Genomic DNA, 1,271 nt, shown 5'->3' on the forward strand with positions numbered 1-1,271 from the left:
ATTATGACGAGCTACAACAAAGCGGCCTACGTTGGCAGATCAATTGAAGCGGTGCTGCAGCAGACCTTGTCAGACCTTGAACTTTTTATCATGGATGATGGATCAAACGAACAAACCCTTGCTGCTATTGAGCCTTTCCGTAAAGATCCACGCGTCCATTTTATCCAAAGCGGGGTGAAAACGCTGGAGGAAAGAACGGCGAAAACACGCTATGCCGTCCTCATTAATCAAGCATTAGAACAGGCAAAGGGCGAGTATATTTCCTATGCCACAGATGACAATGTCTATGCACCAGACAGTTTAGAGAAGCTCACGAAATATTTAGATGCTCGTCCGAATGAAGAAATTGTCTATTCTAGTTCAAAAGTTATCTATTTAAATAGCGAAAAAGAGCCAGTAAAGGAAACGATTCGACCTGCGCAAACGGTGCAGTGGAATGCACCTTGTGCTATTGATCACTGCTCGATTGTACATCGTGCATCCATTTTAACAAAGATTCGTGCTGAGTTTGGATCCTACTGGGACGAGAGTCCGCATTTTTATCGAATAGGAGATGCCCGGTTCTTTTTTAGATTAAATCACTTTTATCCGTTCTACCCTTTTGATGAGGTATTGGATACAAACTACATCACAGAACAGTCTATTCATTATCAGTTGGCAGAAGAAGAGAAAAGCGATTTTATTCAAGCACTTCCTCCGCAGTCTACCTGCAGGGAGCTCCGCCATATATTAAAACAAAGACATGGGAGGTGACCTTAAGTGTCGCATTATATTCATCATTATTGGCAGGTGTACTTTGAGTATGTGAATCTGATGAAAGACTTATCCTATCGCCACATACCCCTTGGATTAATCAGTAATTTTTATCAATACATCAGTCCTGAAGTAAGAGAACGTATGGAAGATAAGGCGTTTGGTGAAGAGCTGACAACGACTTGTCCAAAGCCACAAGACATTCAGCCATTTTTTGATCAGCATAAACAGCAGATCAAGCGTACCCCTTATCGTCCGAGTCATGGAAAGGTGCTGCTTCACTTTGAACACTTACGTTTTACTGAACAAAATTACACGCAGTTTCATCCGAACCAAACAGTGGTGCTCGCGCGCTGGAAGAAGGCTGATTATTTCGGATTACCAGTGATTAGCAAGCCGGAATTAGCCGGAGAGGTTAATAAAGAAGCCCATGTTGAATATATTGAAAAGGCAAATGCTCTATTGAAACCTTACGCCCACCATCCTGTCTTTGGCAATGTCTTTTTTAGAGAAAAGCT

General features: G+C 42.2%; 1 protein-coding gene and 1 pseudogene. Both read left to right on the plus strand.

The annotated features are described in order from the left end of the window. Positions 1-753, plus strand: a 753-nt coding sequence (locus V7659_RS31570) for a glycosyltransferase family 2 protein (protein ID WP_335543920.1), incomplete at its 5' end; no start/stop codon positions are given. A gap of 6 nt (positions 754-759) precedes the next feature. After that, positions 760-1,271, plus strand: a pseudogene (locus V7659_RS31575) (CDP-glycerol glycerophosphotransferase family protein); the annotation flags it as partial.

The organism is Neobacillus drentensis, assembly GCF_036966985.1.
In the GTDB taxonomy this organism is placed as follows: Bacteria; Bacillota; Bacilli; order Bacillales; family Cytobacillaceae; genus Neobacillus; species Neobacillus drentensis_E.